At 62.3% G+C, this 13,600-nt stretch carries 14 protein-coding genes; 6 read left to right on the plus strand and 8 right to left on the minus strand.

The window, feature by feature from the left end; translation table 11 throughout:
• Positions 1–46: 46 nt before the first annotated feature.
• The 4 genes from PIN31009_RS08920 (at position 47) to PIN31009_RS08935 (ending at position 3,728) form a co-directional block, all read left to right on the plus strand.
• Positions 47–1,387, plus strand: a complete 1,341-nt coding sequence (locus PIN31009_RS08920; protein WP_150789988.1) for a 2-hydroxycarboxylate transporter family protein — start codon at positions 47–49, stop codon at positions 1,385–1,387.
• Between the two features lie 137 nt (positions 1,388–1,524).
• Entirely contained in the window at positions 1,525–2,022 is a 498-nt protein-coding gene (locus tag PIN31009_RS08925) for an Rrf2 family transcriptional regulator (RefSeq protein ID WP_150789989.1), read from the plus strand.
• 256 nt (positions 2,023–2,278) lie between these two features.
• Positions 2,279–2,587, plus strand: a complete 309-nt coding sequence (locus PIN31009_RS08930; RefSeq protein WP_174996042.1) for a DUF4148 domain-containing protein — start codon at positions 2,279–2,281, stop codon at positions 2,585–2,587.
• 250 nt (positions 2,588–2,837) lie between these two features.
• Positions 2,838–3,728 carry an AraC family transcriptional regulator gene (locus tag PIN31009_RS08935; RefSeq protein WP_064675104.1) on the plus strand — a complete coding sequence of 297 codons (891 nt, stop codon included), beginning with the start codon at positions 2,838–2,840 and terminating at the stop codon, positions 3,726–3,728.
• An 86-nt stretch (positions 3,729–3,814) separates the two neighbouring features.
• On the opposite strand, the gene PIN31009_RS08940 is transcribed toward PIN31009_RS08935, so the two are convergent.
• From PIN31009_RS08940 to PIN31009_RS08955, 4 genes are all read right to left on the minus strand, one after another.
• Complete coding sequence (locus tag PIN31009_RS08940) at positions 3,815–5,062, minus strand: porin (RefSeq protein ID WP_150789991.1); 1,248 nt, start codon at positions 5,060–5,062, stop codon at positions 3,815–3,817.
• A gap of 251 nt (positions 5,063–5,313) precedes the next feature.
• Positions 5,314–6,276 carry a glycerophosphodiester phosphodiesterase family protein gene (locus PIN31009_RS08945; RefSeq protein ID WP_174997053.1) on the minus strand — a complete coding sequence of 321 codons (963 nt, stop codon included), beginning with the start codon at positions 6,274–6,276 and terminating at the stop codon, positions 5,314–5,316.
• Positions 6,277–6,331: 55 nt separating this feature from the next.
• Complete coding sequence (locus tag PIN31009_RS08950) at positions 6,332–7,087, minus strand: DeoR/GlpR family DNA-binding transcription regulator (protein WP_150789992.1); 756 nt, start codon at positions 7,085–7,087, stop codon at positions 6,332–6,334.
• A 117-nt stretch (positions 7,088–7,204) separates the two neighbouring features.
• The gene (locus PIN31009_RS08955) at positions 7,205–7,693 is read right to left on the minus strand and encodes an Lrp/AsnC family transcriptional regulator (RefSeq protein WP_150789993.1); all 489 of its coding nucleotides are present in this window, start codon (positions 7,691–7,693) and stop codon (positions 7,205–7,207) included.
• Positions 7,694–7,848: 155 nt separating this feature from the next.
• Between PIN31009_RS08955 and glmS the strand changes: the two genes are divergently transcribed.
• Positions 7,849–9,678, plus strand: coding sequence for a glutamine--fructose-6-phosphate transaminase (isomerizing) (glmS, locus tag PIN31009_RS08960; protein ID WP_150789994.1), 1,830 nt, complete (start codon positions 7,849–7,851; stop codon positions 9,676–9,678).
• Between the two features lie 15 nt (positions 9,679–9,693).
• Here glmS and PIN31009_RS08965 read toward each other — a convergent pair whose 3' ends face one another.
• Positions 9,694–10,569, minus strand: coding sequence for a LysR substrate-binding domain-containing protein (locus PIN31009_RS08965; RefSeq protein ID WP_150789995.1), 876 nt, complete (start codon positions 10,567–10,569; stop codon positions 9,694–9,696).
• Between the two features lie 130 nt (positions 10,570–10,699).
• Between PIN31009_RS08965 and PIN31009_RS08970 the strand changes: the two genes are divergently transcribed.
• A complete protein-coding gene (locus PIN31009_RS08970) occupies positions 10,700–11,269 on the plus strand; it encodes a lipocalin-like domain-containing protein (RefSeq protein ID WP_150789996.1) in 570 nt (189 codons plus the stop codon).
• On the opposite strand, the gene PIN31009_RS08975 is transcribed toward PIN31009_RS08970, so the two are convergent.
• The 3 genes from PIN31009_RS08975 to PIN31009_RS08985 form a co-directional block, all read right to left on the minus strand.
• Complete coding sequence (locus PIN31009_RS08975) at positions 11,220–11,576, minus strand: VOC family protein (protein ID WP_150790277.1); 357 nt, start codon at positions 11,574–11,576, stop codon at positions 11,220–11,222. The two genes, PIN31009_RS08970 and PIN31009_RS08975, sit on opposite strands and share 50 nt — an antisense overlap.
• Positions 11,577–11,626: 50 nt before the next feature.
• Positions 11,627–12,028 carry a DUF3224 domain-containing protein gene (locus PIN31009_RS08980; protein WP_150789997.1) on the minus strand — a complete coding sequence of 134 codons (402 nt, stop codon included), beginning with the start codon at positions 12,026–12,028 and terminating at the stop codon, positions 11,627–11,629.
• A gap of 159 nt (positions 12,029–12,187) precedes the next feature.
• Positions 12,188–13,519, minus strand: a complete 1,332-nt coding sequence (locus PIN31009_RS08985) for an aminotransferase-like domain-containing protein (protein ID WP_150789998.1) — start codon at positions 13,517–13,519, stop codon at positions 12,188–12,190.
• Positions 13,520–13,600: the final 81 nt, after the last annotated feature.

Below are 13,600 nucleotides of genomic sequence, written 5' to 3' on the forward strand. Positions count from 1 at the left end.
CACGTCAAACGAATCGATTTGACGCTTCCTCTCAAGGAGACACCCCATGGAGATGCCATCCGCGCAACTTGGCGCGAACCCGAACGGACAAGACAAGCCCACGAGCCGTCTGTCTGCGTTGACCCAATTTTCGATTGGCGGTCTGCCGCTGCCGATGTTCGTGGCGATTGCCGTGGTCGTGGTGCTGGCCGCCATGACCAACCGCTTGCCGAACGACATGATCGGCGGCTTTGCCGTGCTGATGCTGGCGGGAGCCGCGCTCGGCGAACTTGGCCGTCGTATTCCCGTGCTGCGCGTGATCGGCGGCTCGGCGATTCTGTGTCTGTTCGTGCCGTCGGCGTTGCTGGGCTACAAGCTGATGGATGACGCGTCGCTGAAGGCCATCACCACGACGATGAAGACGGCGAACCTGCAATACCTCTACATCGCGTGTCTGGTGGCGGGCAGCATTCTCGGCATGAATCGCCGGGTGCTGATTCAGGGCTTCCTGAAGATGTTCGTGCCGTTGTTCGTGGGCACGATCACGGCGGTGGCCGCCGGCATGCTGGTGGGACTTTGCTTCGGGTATGACCCCAAGCACACGTTCTTCTACATCGTGGTGCCGATTCTCGGCGGCGGCATTGGCGAAGGCGTGCTGCCGCTGTCCATCGGGTATTCGGAGATTCTCGGCGAGTCGCAGGCGCATCTGGTCGCCACGCTGGTACCGGCGGCGCTGATCGGCAACGTGGTGGCGATTCTCGCCAGCGGCGTGCTGAACCGGTTTGGCGAGCGTTACACGAAATACAGTGGCGACGGCATGCTGGTGCGCACGGGTGACGATCTTGAGTTGCTCAAGCTGCAAAAGGAAGACACGTCGCTCGATCTTCGCCTGATGGGCGCGGGGTTGCTGCTGGGCTGCACGCTGTACATTCTCGGCTCGCTGCTTGCGCCGGTGACGGGCATTCCGGGGCCGGTGCTGATGATCGTTGCGGCCGCGGTGCTCAAGGTCTGCAAGGCGATCCCGGCATCGATGGAGAGCGGCGCGTACCAAATGTACAAGTTCATGTCGACGAACCTGACGTTTGCGATTCTGGTCGGTCTGGGCACGCTGTTCGTCTCTTGGGACAAACTGGTAGCGGCGTTCACACCGGCGTACTTCGTGATCGTGACGGTGACGGTGCTGGCGATGATCGCGTCGGGCTTTTTCGTCGGGCTGTGGCTCAAGATGTATCCGGTCGAAGCGGCGATCATTACGGCGTGCCATAGCGGTCTGGGCGGCACGGGTGATGTGGCAATCCTGTCGTCGTCGAACCGCATGGGGCTGATGCCGTTCGCGCAGATTTCTACGCGCATCGGCGGGGCGGCGATGATCGTGGTGGCGACGATTCTGATGAAGCTCCTGCACTGATGGCAGCGGGATAGCTGGGTATCAGGGGTATCAGGGGCATAAGATGTATTGCGGGGCCATGTTAAACTGCCCCGCAACCCTTTTGCGGCGGCCGGTCGAGCTGCCTGCGCCTTCGCGGCGCCCTTGTCCCCACTGTCATGCGACTGACCGACTACACCGATTACAGCCTGCGCACGCTCATCTACGTTGCGGTACATCCCGACGAGCTGGTGCACGTGCAGGCGGTGGCGGACGCCTTCGACATTCCCAAGAATCACCTCGTGAAGATCGTGCAGAAGCTCGGGCAACTGGGCTTTTTGCATACCGTGCGCGGGCGTGCGGGCGGGATCCGTCTGGGGCGGGCGCCGGAGCGCATCGGGCTTGGCGAAGTCGTGCGCGCGATGGAACCGGATTTCGCGCTGGTGGAATGCTTTCATCAGGGCGACAACGCGTGTGTGATTACGTCGGCATGCCACCTGAAAGGGATACTGGGCGACGCATTGCGGGCTTACTTCGCCGTGCTCGATCGCTACACGCTGGCCGATTTGGTCAACAAGCCTGCAGCACTGCGCCAACTGCTCGGCGACGCCGTAGTCGCAGCCGCCATTCCCGTGAGCGAAATCAAGGTGAATCGCGGCGCAAAACGCGGCGGTTGAGCGTTGCTGCGACCGCCGGCCGGCGGTGCTTTTCACCACCTCAATCGACGGTATCTATCGCCGTCATAGCCACGCCCAATGGCTATCGTTTGATTTGGACGATTGGTCGCATCTTGCAGACGGCCAGCCGCGAAATTCCCTCTCGATTTCCCTAATCTTGAGTCGTGCCCAGTTGCACCGTTCCAAGAGAAACCAAGCCTCTTCGGTACGACTGGAAAAAACATGGCTTCAGATGCCAATCGACAGGAGTTTCACCATGAATACCCGCCTCTTCGCTGCTGCTCTGGTTGCTACCGCAACGCTCGTCTCCGCTTCGGCCTTCGCCGGAGAAACCCAAACAGCCTATACCGGCGACTCGCAAACCGTCGCGCAAGCCAGCCCGCAAGGCCTGACCCGCGCACAAGTCCGCGAAGAACTGCGTCAAGCCCGTGCTTCGGGGCAACTCGACCAATCGCTGGAAACCTACCCGTCGCTGCTGCAACAACGCACGTCAGCCGGCCTGTCGCGCGCGCAAGTTCGCTCGCAAATCGGTACGGCCGCCACGGTTGGCGATAACCGCGCTTGATGCTGTTGTTGGTGGTGCCGGGCTGACGCTCAGACGCGTTTTCCCTCAGGCCCGACCGAAGCCCCTTCCCGCTGCTCAGACAAGTTCAACTCGCCTCGGGAAGGGGCTCCGGCCGGGCCTCGTCATGTCTGCCTGTGCTTCGAGCGAAACCGTTGGCTTCGGTGAGTGCTTTTGGCTTTTCGGGGGTGACGAGCAAGGGGCGGCCAAATCCTCCATAATCGGCGCACCGGGTCTTCATGATGAGTGCGCCATGGATCGGCTCTCTACGCTTATTTCGAATTTCGGCGTTCGCGCCGGTGTGTTTCACAGCGGTGGCCTTTGCGGCGTTGCCAGCTACGGCATCGACTCGCACGACGGGGGCCACATGCACCTGCTGCGAACCGGCGAAGTCGCCCTCGTGCTGGAAGACGGCACCCGCCAAGACATCGTCGAACCCTCGCTGATCTTCTTCCCCCGCCGCAACCACCACCAACTACTCTCCGGCGAAGGCGATCGCACCGAACTCGTGTGCGGCTCTCTCTCGTTCGACGGTGGACACAACAACCCGCTGGTTGCCGCGCTGCCCGAATACCTCGTGCTGCCCACGCAGTCGCTCTCCACACTCGATCTGACGCTGAACTGGCTATTCGCCGAAGCGTTCGGCTCGCAGTGCGGCCGGCTTGCCGTGATGGATCGTCTGTTCGAATTGCTGGTGATTCAATTGCTCCGGCACGTGCTGGAGAAGCGCATCGTCAATCGCGGCATGCTGGCCGGTCTGGCCGATCCGCGGCTCGCCCGCGCGCTGCACGTCATTCACCACCAGCCCGGTGACGCATGGACGGTGGAGTCGCTGGCCAACACGGCCAACATGTCCCGCGCAAACTTCGCCGCGCAGTTCCGTGAAGTCATCGGGCAATCGCCCGCCGATTACCTGCTCGACTGGCGCATCGGACTCGCCCAAAAACGCCTGCGCGACGGACAACCTATCGCCCGCGTCGCCGATGAAGTCGGCTACGACAGCGCCTCGGCACTGGCGCGTGCGTTCCGCCGTAAAACCGGTGCAAGCCCCCGCGACTGGCTGCGCGCACAAATGCACGCTGTCACGATGCTGCCGCCCCCGCGCGTGACGCTGGTGCCGCCGCTGCCTGCGCAAGCCGCCTGAGCGACGGGGATGACCGGCGACGATGCCGTGGGCCATTCGCGCCTGCGCTGACGCATTGGCGAATGACCCGATACGGCTGACCCTGCTTAGAACACGTGGCTGACGCCCAGACGCACGATCGTCTGCGTGTTGGTCGCCGACGACATGCCATTGGCGGCATCGCCCACGGAAGCGGTGGCGTCGATCACGTTGCCGAATGCATCGAGCGTCGCGCCGGACGCCTTCTGATACCCCACCAGTGCATACAACTCGGTGCGCTTCGACAGGTTGTAGAACGCCGCCAGATTGAACTGGTGGTACTTCGCACCCGAGGCGTTCGCGGCCGGTGCATTCACGTTGGTGAAGCTGTAACCGCCGCCCAGACGGAAGGCATTGGTGAAGCGATACATCGCGAGCACGCCGACGGTGTCGAACTTGGCCGTGCGCGTGAAGCGCGAGTAGGTGCCGGGCGAATACTCGGTGTGGCTGTAGTTCGCGCCCAAGGTGGTGTTGTTGCCGATCTGGTACGTCATGGCCGTGGCGATGATGTCGCGCGACTTGGCACTGGCGTAACCGGCGTTGATCGACGAGCCGAATGCCGACTCCGACGAGCCCGCCCAGCTACCGATGGTGGTGTCGGTGGCGCTCGCCTTGTCGTTGTTGGCATGCGAGTACGCCAAGCCCCACACGAGCGGGCCGCCTGCATACTGGCCGGCCAGACCCCACGTGTTCTGACGTCCCATCGTGCCTGCCTGACCGCCGAAGCCGTACATGGCACCGAACGTGAACCCGGCCCACGTCGGCGAGCGGTACTTCACGCTGTTGTTCACGCGCGAGCTGTGGTCGAGGTTATCGACGTCGCCCGGGTGTGCCGCCACGCCGGAGAGCAGGGCGGTGCCGCCCACGGAGCCGACGAGGTCGATCAGCGGATCGTACTGGCGGCCGATGGTGATCGTGCCAAGCTTCTGGTCTTGCAAGCCCACATACGCGTGGCGGCCGAACTCGGCGCCGTTCTGGCTTGCCGTACCGTTGGCGAGGCTGAAGCCGTTCTCAAGGCGGAACAGCGCTTTCAGCCCGCCACCGAGATCTTCCGTGCCTTGCAGGCCCCAGCGGCTACCTTGCCACGTGCCGCTCTGGAAAGCCGTGTTGGATGCGCCACTCATGACGGCCGGACGGCCTGCGGCACCGGCTTTCGTGACGGAGGCGACGTTGCTGGCATAACCGATGCCGCCGTCGACGATCCCGTAAAGCGTGACGTTCGATTGCGCATGCGCGAGCGGGGCGAGCGATGCAATGCCGCAGCCGATGGCCAGCGCGGCGGCGCGGGCGAGGGGGGAGCGAGAGTAAGCCTTCATGTGTGCATTTCCTAGCGTGGCGGTATTGGCACGACGCATCGCACGGGTTGTCGTTCCCCGAGTCGATTTGCCGTGGATAAAATTAGGAATCCTAAAAATATGACGAAGCGATGTCCGTTGCGGGACGTCTCAATGTCAGTCCGTGTTCAGGTTCCTGTCCTCTTTGGCTACGCGTGAGGCGTGTTCACGCGCAGCCGGGGTTTGATGCAGCGTTGCTTTGTTGTGTTGCTTTGTTGCGTTGCTTTGTTGTGTTATTTCGCCGGGGCCGCCGCCTGTGGTTGAGCAAGGGCAGCGCGCAAGCGCGACGGCGAGTCGGTCATCACGGCATCGAAGCCCAGTTGCGAGGCGGCTTCGTAGTCTTGCGGGGTTTCCACACCGAAGGCGACGAGATGCACGTTGCCCTGCGACTTGAAGCATTGCACCGCAGCCGGTGTCCACCAGTTCGCGACGACTTTGGAGATGCCTTCGCCGAGTGTGAAGCGCTCGATGACTTCGACCTGACGATGGAATTCGATACCGGCCCACGTGCCCGGTGCCGGCGGCGTCACGCACTGACCACCGAGCGCGGCGGCCACGAGACGGTTACGCGTGGCGTCACGCGATTCGAACAACTGGGCCTGCGGACGGCGCGCACGCATGCGGTCGGTGGCTTCCGCTTCGGTGGAGTACAGGCGCACACGCGACCAGGCGTTGGTCTCGTCCAGCACCTTGATCACGGCTTCGACGAGCGGCGCGGCAGGCGTCTGCTTCATGTCGAGCAGCACCGGCACATTGGCGGGGGCAGCAGCCAGCGCTTCACGCAGCGTCGGAATCGGCAGCGGATGATCTCGATACGGATAGACCGTCTGTCCGTCGGCACTCTTACGCGAGAAGCTGTAACCGGCGTTGAGCTTGCGCACGTCGGCGTAATCGAGATCGGCCAGCTTGCCCTTGCCATCTGTCAGGGCCGAGAGGTCGGCCGGGCGGTACATCACGGGCACCCCGTCGCGCGTAACTTGCACCGTCATCCACAACGCTTGCGCGCCGTTTTGCAGGGCGTTCGTGAAGGCTTGTACCGTGTTCTCGGGGGTGTCGCCGGTGCCACCGCGATGCGCGACGATCAGCGGTGAGGCTTGCGCAGCGGACGGCATCAGGGCGCCCGCGGTGCAGGTGAGCGCGAGCAATGCGGCAGCGGTAATACGCGAGATTGACAACATGGACGAAGCGGCAGGCATGGGGGCGGTCTCGTAGAGGCGAACGGTGTTGGCGGTGGTGACCATGGTCGGCGGATCAGACGACCTGAATTTCGGGCACTTGCTGCGCGCGGTCGCACAGCGGCGCGGGCAGGGGGGCGTCGGTGATGACGAGGTCTTGCTCGTCGAGTTGTCCGCCACGCACGTTGGGCTTGCGCGTGAACTTGTAGGCGTCGGCGACGAGAATCCGGTAGCGGCTCGCTTCGCGCAGGGCTTCGCGCGAGGCGGCTTCCTGACGGTCGTAATCGAGGAGGGCGCCGTCGTCGTCGATGCCGCCCACGCTGTACACACCGACGTCGGCGCGATAGGCGCGAAACAACCGGTTGGCCTCGTCGCCCAGAATCTCGGGGTTGGGCGAGCGCAGTTCGCCGCCGGGCACGATGACGCGATGTTCGGGGTTCGCTGCCAGTACCAGCGCGGCGCGCAGGTTGTTGGTGATGACCGTCAGGCGCTTGCGGTGGACGAGTGCGACGGCGACTTGCTCGGGCGTGGTGCCGATGCCGAGCAGGACGGTGGCGCCGTCGGGAATTCGGTCAGCTGCGGCGAGCCCGATACGAATCTTGCCTTCGAGGTTGCGCACACGGCGAACTTCGTACGGTTGATTCGGACCCGGTGTCAGCAGCCGTGCGCCGCCGTGGTAACGGCGAAGCACGTTGGCATCGCAAAGCGTGTTCACGTCGCGGCGAATGGTTTGCGTGGCGACGCCGAAGTGCTCGGCGAGTGCATCGACACTCATTTCGCCATGCTGGCGAAAGAGCGAAACGATGCGGGTCTGGCGGTCGGAAAGGTCCATCTGGCTGGCGTAGCTGACGCATTCGTTCTGGAATGGGCGCCAGCTTGACAGCGATGCATGACATTCAAATGACGGTGCTAAATGTTCAAATGAACATTTCTACCCGGTGAGACAGGTTCATTGGCGCTCTGCCGCCAGCCGAATGGGCGCATTCGCCTCGAACTTGGCCCGGCGCGTGGAGAAGAACGTGCGCACGTTGCGAATGTTGGACGAGCTTTTGAAGAGCCGTCGCGCCAGTTCGTCGTATTCGGGCATGTCGGCGACCTCGGCGACCACCACGAAGTCGGGCCCCGGCGAGACGCGGTAGCACTGGGTGACCGCGGGCTCGGCGCAGATGAATGTTTCGAACGTATCGAAGTCTTCCGCCGTTTGCCGGTCCAGACTCACTTCGACGACGGCGGTGAGCGTCGGGCCGAGCTTCGTCCGGTCGAGCACCGCAATCTCGCGCTGGATGACGCCGCTCTCCTTGAGTGCGCGTACACGGCGCAGACACGTGGGGGCCGACGCATGCACGCGTGAGGCCAGCTCGAGATTGGTGATCGATGAATCCTCTTGCAGCGCCCGCAGGATCCGCAGATCAAGGTCATCCAGAAATACGCCCGCCATGAGGCCTCCGGGAAATTGCAGTGAAATAATATTTCATGAGATTCAGTGTGCGTTATTTTATTTCATGAATGGTAGATTTTTGATCGTTAATTTCGTTTCATCGACTCTACCATCGCTTCACTGGTTCTTTTGAACAGCATTCACGGAGAAGCGTCATGTGTGGAATTATCGGCGCCGTCGCGCAGCGGGATATCGTGCCGAACCTGATCGATGGCCTGAAGCGGCTCGAATATCGCGGGTATGACTCGTGCGGCGTCGCGCTCTACAACGACGCGCAACTGGTGCGGGCACGCAGTGTCGAGCGTGTTGCCAACTTGCAGGACGCCGTAGCGCGCGATGCGCTGACGGGGTACACGGGCATCGCCCACACCCGTTGGGCGACGCACGGCAAGCCAGTGACCGAGAATGCGCATCCGCACTTTTCGCCGCGCGAAGACGCTGCGCGCATTGCGCTCTCACACAACGGCATCATCGAGAACCACGAAGAACTGCACGCCATGCTCGAGCAGCAGGGTTACGTGTTCACGAGTCAGACGGACAGCGAAGTCATCGCGCACTTGATTGACCATTTGTACAACGGCGATCTGTTCGACGCGGTGAAGGAGGCGGTGTCCCGCTTGCGCGGCAGCTACGCCATCGCCGTCATCTGCCGGGACGAGCCGCATCGCATCGTGGGCGCGCGCGATGGCATGCCGTTGATCGTTGGCGTGGGCGATGGGGAGAATTTCCTCGCGTCCGATGCGATTGCACTGGCGAACGTGACGGACCAGATCGTGTATCTCGAAGACGGCGATGTCGTGGATGTGCAGTTGCATCGCTACTGGATCGTCGACGCGGCGGGGCAGCGCGTGGAGCGTGCCGTCAATACGGTGGCGGCACATAGCGGCGCGGCGGATCTTGGGCCGTATCGCTACTACATGCAGAAAGAGATTTTCGAGCAACCGCGTGCGGTGGCCGACACGTTGCAGGACGTCACGGCGATCATGCCGGAGCTGTTTGGTGACAACGCGTGGCGGGTGTTCAACAAGGTTGAGTCGGTGTTGTTGCTCGCATGTGGCGGCAGTTTCCATGCGGCGTTGACGGCGAAGTACTGGATCGAGAGTCTCGCGCAGGTGCCGGTGAGCGTGGAGATTGCCAGCGAGTATCGCTACCGAGAAAGCGTGCCGAATCCGAACACGCTGGTGGTCGCGGTGTCGCAGAGCGGGGAGACGGCGGACGTGCTGGGCGCCGTGCATGTGGCGAAGCGGTTGGGCATGTCGCACACGTTGGCGATCTGCAATGTGGCAACGAGCGCGTTGGCACGTGAATGCGAATTGACGTTCTTCACGCGGGCCGGCGTGGAGATCGGTGTGGCGTCGACGAAGGCGTTCACGACGCAGTTGGTGGCGTTGTTCCTTCTGGCGTTGACGCTGGCGCAAGCGAGGAAGCGTTTATCGGAAGAGGATGAGCAGCATCACTTGAAAGCGCTTCGTCATTTGCCGGATGCCATGAGCAAGGTGCTCGCACTGGAGCCGCAAATCATCGCATGGGCGGAGCAACTCACTCGCCGGCAGGACATTCTCTTCCTCGGACGCGGCATGCATTACCCGGTGGCGATGGAGGGCGCGCTGAAGATGAAAGAGATTTCGTACATCCATGCGGAAGCCTACGCCGCAGGGGAGTTGAAGCACGGCCCGCTGGCGCTGGTCAGCGATCAAATGCCGGTGGTGGCGGTGGCGCCGAACGATCGGTTGCTGGAGAAGTTGAAGTCGAACATGCACGAGGTGAGCGCCCGCAACGGCAAACTGTATGTGTTCTCGGATCTGGACTGCGGTATTACGCCGGGGCCGGATTTGGATGTGATTCGACTGACTGAGCACTACGGCATGCTGTCGCCGATTCTTCACACGATACCGATGCAGTTGCTGGCGTTTCACGCCGCATTGGCGCGCGGGACAGATGTCGACAAGCCGAGGAATTTGGCGAAGTCGGTGACGGTGGAGTGAGGGGGCCGTTCAAGGCTAGGCAATAAGATTCGCCGCCGCATTCTCGACGATTGCTCGCTTCAGTTGTGCCAGCGCAGGTGGCATCTCCGCAGGCGCGGTGTGCAGGCAGAGTTCGACCGAAGGCAGGGGAGGGAGGCCATCTTTCTCCCCAAGTCGTTTTAGTGTGGCGGGCAGTCCTGCCGCCGTTCGCAATGTGATGCCCAAACCTGCCGCGACCCCAGACCAGAGGCTCTGGAGACTGGCTGTCGAATAGGCCAGTCGCCACGAAATATTCGCACTATCGAGTGCGCTGATGCCGGCTCGGCGGAAGAAGCATGGCGGATGGTAAAGCGCCAAATCCAGCGGCATACCCGGACTCAGGACTACATCGGCATCGACCGGTCCGATCCATGTCATCGGCAGCGTTGCCAAGTGCTCCGCATCGGCACGACGCTCGTAACCCATCGCAAGCACAAGATCGAGTTCGCCTCGGTCAAGTCGCTCAAGTAGCGCGCCATTACGTTCCACCGCGACCTCCACCCGTACCCCCGGATGGGTCTTCTTGAACTGTCCCAGCGCCTTCGGAAGCCAACTCTCGGCGAAATCGCCCGGCAAGCCGAACCGCACCACGCCCTCGATCGACGCGCCGCGCACCGCGCGTACGACCTCGTCATTCAGATCCAGAATGCGATGCGCATAGGACAGAACCAATTCACCAGACTCTGTCAGCGCGAGTCCTCGCCCGAGGCGGCGAAACAGCGGCATGCCGACCTGTTCCTCAAGCTTGCGCATTTGCTGGCTGACGGCCGATTGCGAACGGCCGATGCGCTCGGCAGCGCGATTCAGGCTGCCAAGCTGTTGCGTCGCCAGGAACGTCCGCAACGCATCCATATCGAGGTTGGGCAATGACATGATTCAGTTATTCTGAATGGTCGATGCCGAATTATCGCATCCACTGAACTTTCATATCTCTACTATCGATGGCAGCGCGTCGTTGTGACGCGCGCAAGTACGCATATGCCATCACGGAGGAACGCAAGGTATGAATGGTCAGATGATTTTTAAGCGCGGCATCCTGAGCGCGGTTTTTGCCGCCTGCGCGGGGGTGACGAGTGTCGTGCATGCGGACGCGTCGGCCGCCCGCAATCCGCTCGCCGGGACTTGGACGTTGGTCGCTGCGGACGTCCAGCATCCCGACGGCACGCGAACCAGTGACTACGGGGCCGCGCCCAAGGGCTTGCTCGTGATCGACAACGAAGGCCGCTACTCGCTGCAAATTTTCAAATCGGAGCGACCGAAATTTGCGTCAGGCGACAAAGGCGTCGCGACGCCGGTCGAGTACAAAGCGGCCGTTATGGGGGCCAGCACGCACTTCGGCACACTCAGCATCGACCCGGCGGCGGGGACGCTGACGTTTCACATTCAGAACGCTTCGTTTCCCAACTGGGAAGGGGAGCAGCAGACGCGAAGCTATGCGTTAAACGGCCGCGAACTGAGCTATCGCGTGACGCCGCGCCCGAATGGAGATGTGCCCATTTCCGTCTGGCAACGTCTTGATCTTCCTATGCCGTCGCCGACCACACCGCCAGCTCGTAGCCGTCCGGGTCAATGAAATGAAAGCGGCGGCCGCCCGGAAATTCGAACACTGGGCGGTTGATCGTGGCACCTGCGGCTTCAATGCGCTGCTGCGTTTCAGCGAGATTGTCCGCATACAGAATGATCAGCGGGCCACCGGGGCGAACGGCCTCACCGGTCGTGAAGCCGCCCGTCAGCCGGCCATCCGTGAACTCGGTATAAGCCGGGCCGTAGTCGGTGAATGTCCAGCCGAAAACGTCGCCGTAGAAAGCCTTGCTCCGCGCAATGTCGCTCACATTGAACTCGATGTTATCGATCTGTCTGTCCTTGCCGCGAATACCCATGGTTGTCCCCTTGCTGAATGTGATGCGATTGATCAATGGCGCCGTTCGATTCAGTTCGTTGGCAACGTGTAATCGAACGCGTAAGTGTGGCGGCCATCGGTGATCGTGATGACCATGCTGCCCGTGAGACCGACCAAGGCCTCAGTGCCGGAATCGGGAACGACAGTGATCGACTGCGCGGGGGCGCCGCGTGTCATCGTCGAACTGTGCTGAAGCACGAAACTACCGCTGCGCCCGTGCAATTTGCCGCGTACGGTTTCCATCGCCACATACCCGGCAGAACCCTGGACACCACTTCGGAACGCCAGCATCTCGCCCTGACTGGTGGCGTCCAGATCGCCGCTGTATTGCTTGTCCAGCGACAGCCGGCCAAGCCCCGTGTTCTCGGCAACGCTGCTCAATGACTGTGGGCCGAGTTGGACATGAAATGCCCCGTTGGCTGATTGATTCATCGTCTCACTCCTTTAGATCCCGTCTCTGCGCTAGCGCCGGTGTCGGGAATTGGATATCGGATGGCTTTTAAATACTGTGTTTTTATACAGTATTGAACTATACGCAAAGCCCAACAAAATGCAAGGGACGGAAGGCGTCGCAACGCCGATTTCGCACCGTCAATACGTCTGATCTGCAATCACCCGGGCCACTGTTTGCAGGGCTTGCGACAGGGCGGGCAACGCCACCGAACCAAGCGCCAAACGAATCGCGTGCGGCACCTGCGGCGATGTCGCGAACGGCTCGGCGGTGGACACTGCGATGTTCTCCTGCATCAACGCGTGGGTGATCGCGTCGGCTCGCACCTCGTTTGGCAGCGGAAGCCAGACGAAGTACGACGCCGGGTGGCCGATGCGCGTGAGTCGGCCCAACAGGTCGGCTGCGAGCGTCTGGCGCATCGTGGCATCGCGCCGCTTCTCGGCTTCCATTCGTTCCACGGTGCCGTCTTCGACCCACCCGCAGGCAATCGTCGTCATCATCGCTGGCGTGTTCCACGTCGTGGCGCGAATCGCCCGTTCGAGCTTCGGTACCGATGCCAAGGGCGCGCAGAGAAAGCCAACGCGAAGGCCCGTCGACACACTCTTCGAGAAACTCGAGACGTAGACCGTCCGCTCCGGTGCGAGCGCGGCCAACGGTGGCGGCGCATCCTCCGCGAGATACGCGTACGCCGCATCTTCGATCAGCAGCAGGTCATGCTGACGCGCGATAGCGACCAACTCGCGGCGCCGTGTCGCGCTCATCACCCAGCCCAGCGGATTGTGCAGTGTCGGCATGGTGTACACCGCGCGCACGCGGCGTTGCCGGCACAGCGCAGCCAGCGCATCGAGGTCCGGCCCATGACCGGCCGAAGGAAGGGGCGCGAGCTCCAGCCGGCAGGCTTCCGCCGCCAACTTGAAGCCGGGATAAGTCAGTGCGTCTACGGCCACGACGTCACCGGGTTCAAGCAACGCCATGGCCGTGGTCGCCAACCCATGCTGGCCACCGCTCACGATCAACACGGATTCCGGCGATACCGTCAACCCTCGAAGGCGAACATGTCGCGCCACGATCTCTCTTTCGTGATCGCGTCCGCCGTGTGGCTGATAGCGCAGTAGTGCCTCCAGATCGCCGCCCGCCGCCAACTGACGCAGTGCCGTGCGTAACAGCCCCGCCTGCTCCGGCAAGGTGGGGGCGTTGAAGGTCAGATCGACGCGCTCCGTACTCCATCCGTACAGATAACTGCCTTGGGCGCTGGGCAGCGCCTCTCGCACGAATGTGCCGCGACCGGTTTCTCCACTCACCAGCCCCATCGCCTGCAACTCCGCATAGACGCGTGTCGCCGTGACGAGTCCCAGCCCTTCACGCGCCGCGAGTTCACGGTGGGTCGGCAGGCGCGTGCCCGGGCGTAACCGTTGTGTCCTGATGTCGTCCGCCAGCCGGTCGACCAACTGCTTGTAGCGTGCTTGCGGCATGGGAAAGTGTATCCATGACAATTATTTGATTGTCATGATTATCGGTTTTACGATGCCGCAATACAACGTCGCTCTACAACG

This window comes from Pandoraea iniqua (assembly GCF_902459685.1).
In the GTDB taxonomy this organism is placed as follows: Bacteria; Pseudomonadota; Gammaproteobacteria; order Burkholderiales; family Burkholderiaceae; genus Pandoraea; species Pandoraea iniqua.